A 6815-nucleotide genomic window follows, 5' to 3' on the forward strand; every position below is an offset into this window, starting at 1 on the left:
CGGATGCTGGCGTGGATGGCGGATCGATGAGCGGGGACTCGGTAAAGAACTGGCACAAGCACTGTATCCTTCCCGACGGGACGGAACTCCAGGAGCACAGCATCAAGACCGATCGGGACATCGTAGTCGGTGAGTTCTGCCAGATCGATTACGGGCTGCGGGGTGCGGACATCTACGTGGGCGAATCGACAAAGATCCATGAGTATGTCTGGGCAAGCGGCGATGCACGGATAGGAAACCTCTGCGAGATCGGAAGCGACGTGATTGCAAAACAGGACGCGTATATTGGCGAGGGCGTGAAGATCAACGGCAAACTGGTGGTGAGCGGGACACTCGATATCGGCGAGAAGGTGGAGATTGCAGAGGGTTTCGAGGCGACCGGCGAGATCGCGGTGAGAAACCCGATGCCGGTGCTCGTCTTCATCCTCATCTACCTCATGACGATGCTCAGGATCGAGAATGAGAAGGATCTCGACCAGATCCTTGACGACCTCTTTACCGAAGACGAGGAGGCTGTGGAAGTCCCGCTCATGATCCCTGCCCGTTCCCGGCTGAACATGAAGGTTTTCTCGGTTCCTTCCTCGATGAAGATCGGGAGAAAATGCCGGCTGCACGGCAACATCCGGGCCGGTTCGATCGATGTCCTTGAAGATACCGTGATCTTCGGCAGCCTCCGGGCACGGAGCAGGATCAGTGTCTCAGGCGGGGTCACCGTGCACGGGAACGTCGAAGGCGGCGGCAAGGTGTTCGTGAAATGTGGCGCCCATATCCTCGGCGATGTGATCGCAAAGGAGATCTTCCTGCACGAGGATGCAAAGATTGACGGTACCATCGAGGCCCCCCACGGGATGCACATCGAGCGGGGGGAGTAACACCCATGAAGGCCGCTACAATCCTCGAAGTGGACGCTCTCGCGTTTATCGAACCATCATTTGCTGCTCTTACCGACCCGTTATACACAGACCTGCTTGCCACCGACAACGGTGACGAGGGCCGGATGCTCGTGGACGAACACGATGACCCGATCGCGGTCGCCTTCCACGAGAAGTCCGGCTGGATAGCGGGCTCGTTTCTCTGCCGGCATCCCAGTGTTGCCCTGATCGATGCGTTCGAGCAGGTCAACGGCGAGATCTACCAGGAGGACCGGGCCGTGTGGGCGGCGGCAGTCAGGGAATATTTCTTCCTGCTGCTCGCAAAGGAGGTGCCCCCGGCCATGGAGGACCTCAACCCGGTCCGGAAGGGTATCCTCACGGACGTGATCGAAGGGGTCTGGGGGAAGGGTTCGGGAGAGACCTGCATCGACTGCGGCTGCGGTTCGGGCGTCGGTTCGCTCGTGCTCCGGGAACTTGGGTTTACCCCGCTCTCGTACGACAACGACCCGACGCTTCTTACGCTCGGTTTTGAGAAGAGCCGGCTGCTCCCGGAGGAGACAATGTGTCTTGACGCAACGCAGGTATCCCGGTATATCGACACGGTGCCCAAAGGTATCGGGATCATGATGGGCGAGATCAACACGTTTTCCGAAGACATGTGGCACCGGATCGCGGCCGGGCTTTTCGCGGTGAGCCGTGAGACTCTAATCACGGTCGGGACCGAACCAGAGACGCACCTGATCAAGGAGTGGGGAGAGGAGGCGGGGCGGACAGTCGAGGTGCGCGAGAGTCCCGGCGATGCTTTTTACGATCACTGGGTGTGCGTGGCGCGGAAGGAATAAAAATTCCCGAAGGTGTGTGAATGGCCGGGTTGTGGCCCTGCGCCGTTTCATAGATTTATGTCCGGTCGAACGTTCCTTCCACCCTTGGTAACCCGCATTGGGATTGCCATCACCACCTCCCCCCAATCCGGGCTCGTTTTGAGCCCCGATTACCTTTTTCACATCCCAAAAGAAGCCCGTATCGGGCTCCGATTAAAAATAGCCTCAAATTAGCCGTATTTTTGGAAATTGGACAAATTTAAACGGACCCAGTAATGCGGTTCTTTTGGCAGATCTCATGTGAAATTGCCTCTTGGACGATCCGGAAAATGACCGCTGCCAGAACGCGAATATGAGGCTGTGAAGGGCATTATATGGGGCTCAATTTAGACTTTGTTTTGAGATTGGGGGGATTTCAGAGGATTTTGATGTAGAAGGTGAGCTTATGTTGCTGATCCCAGGCTGGAGGTCGGGGATCTTCCGGCGAGGGGATATGAATGTGGAAGTCAGTGTATCCCTTATGACGAGAGGGCTCGTGCCGCACCAGATCCTTGCGCCGTTTCCTGCTGAGGAGATGGAGGCGTGTGTAGTGTCGGAGCGGGGGAATAGTATGGCGGCAAATGATGAAAAGGTGATCGAGCGGGTGAGGAGGTTGTGACTTTTTATTTTCTGCGTGATGGAACCCCTCCAACAAAAACCGCAACACATAACGTTACAGCATTTATAAAACACCTATAATACCGGTCACCGGTTTGATCATCCATGACAAGCGAGAGCGAGCGGGTTACCCGTAAGAAGCGGATTGATCCCCAGCTGAAAGCCGCAGGCTGGGTCATCACACCTTACCAGACCGGGATGGATCTTTCCCGGTGTAACCGATATGCTCTCGAAGAATTCCCGACCGGGAACGGCCCGGCCGATTATGCTCTCTGTCTTGACGGGAAGATCGTTGCCGTGATCGAGGCAAAGAAGGTCACGCTCGGTCCGCAGAATGTTCTCACTCAGGCCGAACGGTACGCTACCGGGATCTCCGGTGGCCCGTTCAATTATTCCGGGTTCCGTGTCCCCTTCATTTATTCAACCAATGGCGAGATCATCTGGTACCACGATCTCCGTAACCCGTTAAACCGTTCCCGCACGGTGGCAAAGTTCCATACGCCGGATGCACTTGCCGAACGACTGAAGGAAAAATTCGAGGCTTCATGCCAGCGCCTTCTCGAATGGGAAAATACGCACCCGATGATACGCCCCTACCAGGCCGAAGCGAATGCTGCAATCGAGCAGGCCATCCGTGACCGGAAGCGCCAGATGCTTGTTGCGATGGCGACCGGGACCGGCAAGACCTACACGATGGTAAACGAGACGTTCCGGCTGATGGAATCCGGCGTGGCAAAACGGATTCTCTTTCTGGTGGATCGCCGGGCTCTTGCTGCGCAGGCAGTCAAGGCGTTTTCATCATTTGAAGCACGGCCGGGGCTGAAGTTCGACAAGTCGTATGAAGTCTACAGCCAGCGGTTCTTCCGGGAGGACTTTGAGGAGGATGAGAAGTTCGATCCAAAGGTGCTTCCCTCAAATTATCTTCTTGAACCCAAACCGGGTCTTGCGTTTGTCTATGTCTGCACCATCCAGCGGATGACGATCAACCTCTTCGGGCGCAGCGCGGTTTTTGGATCCGACGATGAACCGATTGATGAGGATGCCGAGCAGATGGATATCCCGATCCATGCGTTTGATCTCATCATCGCGGACGAATGCCACCGGGGATATACCGCTGCGGAACAGTCGGTGTGGCGCAAGACGCTCGATCATTTCGATGCGATCAAGATCGGCCTGACCGCGACACCGGCAGCACACACGATGGCATATTTCCGGGAGATCGTGTACCGGTACGATTATGCCCGGGCCGTGCGGGAAGGGTTCCTCGTCGATTACGACGCGGTTGCCCTCGATTCGAACGTGAGGATGAATGGGATCTTCCTGCAGGCCGGGGAGCAGGTCGGGGTGATTGATGCTGCAAAAGGGACGCAGTCGTTCGATACTATGGAGGACGAACGGCAGTTCGATACGGCTGAAGTTGAGCGATCGATCACCTCGCCGGATTCCAACCGGAAGATCCTCGCCGAGATCCGGAAGTACGCGGAAGTGCACGAGCAGCGGTTCGGGCGGTTCCCAAAGACCCTGATCTTTGCCGTGAATGACCTGTCGCATACCTCCCATGCTGACCAGCTCGTGGATATTGCCCGGGACGTGTTCGGGAAAGGAGATTCGTTTGTCCAGAAGATCACGGGCAAGGTGGACCGGCCGCTCCAGCATATCCGCGAGTTCAGGAACCGGCCGATGCCGGCGGTTGTGGTGACGGTGGATATGCTCTCAACCGGCGTGGATATTCCGGACCTTGAGTTTATTGTTTTCCTGCGGCCGGTGAAGTCCCGTATCCTCTTTGAGCAGATGCTCGGGCGGGGAACCCGCAAAGGCGAGCGATGCCCGGACAAATCCCACTTCGTTGTCTTCGATTGTTTTGGGGGAACGCTGCTCGACTATTTCCGGCAGGCGACCGGGATCACTGCAGAACCGCCCGAGAAAGAGACCCGTTCGATCGTCCAGGTGATCAAGGATATCTGGGACAACCGGGAACGGGATTACAATACCAAGGTACTGGTACGCCGGCTGCAGCGTATCGATAAAGAGATGGGTGGCGAAGCACGCGACCTGTTCGCTGCATATGTTCCGCTGGGTGACCTGAAACGCTATGCGAGCGATCTGCCGCACACCATCCGGCAGGACTTCACGGGTACGATGACGCTCCTCCGGAACCCGGCGTTCCAGGACCTGCTGCTCCACTATCCCCGGCCCCCGCGATCGATACTGGTTGCGTATGAGAATGTGGATACGGTCAGTTCGCGGTATCTCATACGCGATTCGGCAGGCCACGAGTACAAGCCGGAGGATTATCTTCTTGCATTCTCGCAGTTCGTGAAAGAGAATCCGGAACATATTGATGCGATCCGGATCCTGCTGGACCGGCCAAAAGACTGGGGAACGGATGCACTCTTTGAACTCAAGCAGAAACTGGCAGCAACCCGGTACCGGTTCACGGTCGAGAACCTCCAGATGGCGCACAAGGTTCGATACGACAAGGCACTTGTGGATATTATCTCGATGGTAAAGCACGCCGCCCGCGAGGACGAGCCGCTCTATACGGCCGAGGAACGGATCCAGCGGGCGTTTGACCGGATGGCTCTTTTCTCATCGCTGACTGCCGAGCAGCAGCAGTGGCTGGACCGGATTCGAGCACATTTAATCGCAAACCTTTCAATCAGTAAGGACGATTTCGATATTATCCCCATCTTCGCAAACGAAGGCGGGTGGGGGATAGCGAACCGGGTTTTCAACGGTGACCTGCCGGCACTGATCCGGCAGTGGAACGAGACGATTGCAGCGTAAGGGTCGTCATCAGGTATTGCGGTAGACCGAGCTGCGGTGCTCGACCGTGATAACAAAGATCACAAGGATACCGTTATCGATGGTGAGAATGGCCCGGTACGTACCGATACGGCAGGAATAGAGCGGCACCTGCTCGTGGCCTTTGAGTTTTTTGACGCAGGCCTGCGAATTCTGCTCGGCGGCAAGGTCATTTAAGGCCGTGCGGATCCGGCGGGCATCTTTTTTCGGGAGGGAGAGAAGGTCTTTCTGCGCCCTGCGGGACAGGTAGACGGAGTACACTTAAATCCCGTTGGTGTCGCAGAACTCGTTGAGCTCGCGGGTCTTTTTGTTCCGGATATCTGCAAGTCCTTCTTCGATTGCTTTTAAGGTTTCTTCGCTGACCGGTTCTCCGTCTACCTGTGATTCCATGAGCCGGTTGATGACTTCATCATACGTCTCTCGCGGGTGCATCCGGAATTTCGTGAGCGATTCCTTGGTCTCTTTCCGGATCCTGATGGGAATGCTCTCCATGCGTACGTGTAGTCTTGTGTACCATATCAGGCTACTGGTGTATGCATGAAAAGGGACCGGAGCTGTTATGGCTCTCACGGTGCTATGATCCTGAAGAATGACCGACATCGTCCAGAAGCTCTGGGGATTCTGCCACACGCTCCGGCACGACGGGATCGATTACGGGGATTACATCGAGCAGATCACGTATCTCCTGTTCATCAAGATGGCGGACGAGCGGGGCGTGAAACTTCCCAAGGGCTGCGACTGGAAAACCCTCATGGAGAAGTCCGGCACCGATCTTTCCGATCATTACGTGGACGTACTCCGGACGCTCGGGCAGCAGCCCGGTCTTCTTGGCGATATCTTTGCCGGCGCGCTTTCGCGGTTCACGAACCCGGTGAACTTAAAGAAACTGATCGGCCTGATCGATGAGACAGAATGGACCGAACTCAACGTAGATGTCAAGGCCGAGGCATTTGAGGGGCTTCTTGAAAAAGCGGCAAGCGAGGGGAAGAAGGGTGCCGGCCAGTACTTCACGCCGCGTATCCTGATCCAGTCGATTGTCCGGTGCGTGAAGCCCGATCCCCGGAAGAAACGCGACTTCACGATCTGCGACCCGGCGTGCGGGACCGGGGGGTTTCTGGTTTGCTCGTATGAGTGGCTCCTTGAACAGACCCATGGGGGAGCGTTCGAGCGTAAAATTAATGACAGGATCCGTAAGGGCACCCACTTCGGGCAGGACCTTGTCGCCCGCCCGCGCCGCTTAGCGCTGATGAACCTGTTCCTGCGCAACCTTGAGCCGGAGATCAAATTCGGGGACTCGATCTACGAGAACCCGGACAGCCGGCGCTTCGATGTGGTGCTGACAAACCCGCCGTTTGGGACAAAAGGCGCAAACCAGGCACCGGACCGGGATGACTTCACGATCTCGACCTCCAACAAGCAGCTCAATTTNNCCCGGCGGACGGGCGGCGGTCGTCGTGCCGGACAACGTGCTCTTCGCAGACCAGGCCGGCGAAGTGTTCAAGGTGCTGACCGAGGACTGCAACCTGCATACGATCTTAAGGCTCCCGAACGGCACCTTCACGCCCTATTCCCCGGGCACGAAGACAAACGTCCTCTTCTTCACGAAAGGTTTCCCCACCGAAACGATCTGGGTGTACGATGACCGGACGAACGTGCCGGG

General features: G+C 56.7%; 7 protein-coding genes and 1 pseudogene. 6 read left to right on the top strand and 2 right to left on the bottom strand.

Translation table 11 applies throughout. The features are described from left to right. Positions 1-11 precede the first annotated feature (11 nt). The 4 genes from QZN75_RS08070 (at position 12) to QZN75_RS08085 (ending at position 5137) form a co-directional block, all read left to right on the top strand. The gene (locus QZN75_RS08070) at positions 12-872 is read left to right on the top strand and encodes a polymer-forming cytoskeletal protein (protein WP_366652812.1); all 861 of its coding nucleotides are present in this window, start codon (positions 12-14) and stop codon (positions 870-872) included. A gap of 5 nt (positions 873-877) precedes the next feature. Then, positions 878-1714, top strand: a complete 837-nt coding sequence (locus QZN75_RS08075; protein ID WP_292427140.1) for a hypothetical protein — start codon at positions 878-880, stop codon at positions 1712-1714. Positions 1715-2138: 424 nt separating this feature from the next. Continuing rightward, positions 2139-2351, top strand: a complete 213-nt coding sequence (locus tag QZN75_RS08080; protein WP_292427143.1) for a hypothetical protein — start codon at positions 2139-2141, stop codon at positions 2349-2351. Positions 2352-2455: 104 nt separating this feature from the next. Next, positions 2456-5137 (top strand): type I restriction-modification enzyme R subunit C-terminal domain-containing protein, encoded by a 2682-nt coding sequence (locus QZN75_RS08085; RefSeq protein WP_292427146.1) that lies wholly within the window; start codon positions 2456-2458, stop codon positions 5135-5137. Between the two features lie 9 nt (positions 5138-5146). Here QZN75_RS08085 and QZN75_RS08090 read toward each other — a convergent pair whose 3' ends face one another. After that, positions 5147-5416, bottom strand: a complete 270-nt coding sequence (locus QZN75_RS08090; protein WP_292427148.1) for a type II toxin-antitoxin system RelE/ParE family toxin — start codon at positions 5414-5416, stop codon at positions 5147-5149. Beyond that, a complete protein-coding gene (locus QZN75_RS08095; RefSeq protein WP_292427150.1) occupies positions 5417-5647 on the bottom strand; it encodes a hypothetical protein in 231 nt (76 codons plus the stop codon). A 97-nt stretch (positions 5648-5744) separates the two neighbouring features. Between QZN75_RS08095 and QZN75_RS08100 the strand changes: the two are divergent. Beyond that, positions 5745-6500: pseudogene (locus QZN75_RS08100) on the top strand (N-6 DNA methylase); the annotation flags it as partial. A gap of 43 nt (positions 6501-6543) precedes the next feature. Beyond that, the coding region (locus QZN75_RS08105; RefSeq protein ID WP_292427152.1) for an N-6 DNA methylase at positions 6544-6815 on the top strand (272 nt) is incomplete at its 3' end.

It is taken from the genome of Methanoregula sp. (assembly GCF_003170075.1).
GTDB lineage: Archaea > Halobacteriota > Methanomicrobia > Methanomicrobiales > Methanospirillaceae > Methanoregula.

Bases quoted from the DNA above. Each gene is read 5' to 3' on its own strand.
- QZN75_RS08085 (WP_292427146.1), top strand. From the start codon at position 2,456: ATGACAAGCGAGAGCGAGCGGGTTACCCGTAAGAAGCGGATTGATCCC.
- QZN75_RS08080 (WP_292427143.1), top strand. From the start codon at position 2,139: ATGTTGCTGATCCCAGGCTGGAGGTCGGGGATCTTCCGGCGAGGGGAT.
- QZN75_RS08095 (WP_292427150.1), bottom strand. From the start codon at position 5,647: ATGGAGAGCATTCCCATCAGGATCCGGAAAGAGACCAAGGAATCGCTC.
- QZN75_RS08075 (WP_292427140.1), top strand. From the start codon at position 878: ATGAAGGCCGCTACAATCCTCGAAGTGGACGCTCTCGCGTTTATCGAA.